The following is a 272-nucleotide window of genomic DNA, read 5'->3' on the forward strand; positions in this document are numbered from 1 at the left end:
GGCGCTGCGCGTCCTCGCTGCGGGTGGCGCCGCGCTGGCCGCGCATCCACGGGTTGATCTCGTACTCGACGGCGAAGTGCGGCGGCGGACACATCAGGAACCGGTGCTGCATACAGACCTCCCGTGACCGGCGGGCGGCGCCGTCCGGTCACGGGTCAGGATGCCCGCGCGCGAGGCCGGACACCGTGAAAAAACGGGGAGGCGATCTAGACAGCGGCGCGTGTGGAACGCTGTCTAGACATCGGCCATGTCGTCGGCCCAGCGGGCGGCAC

This window comes from Deinococcus pimensis DSM 21231, from assembly GCF_000519345.1.
Classification (GTDB): domain Bacteria; phylum Deinococcota; class Deinococci; order Deinococcales; family Deinococcaceae; genus Deinococcus_A; species Deinococcus_A pimensis.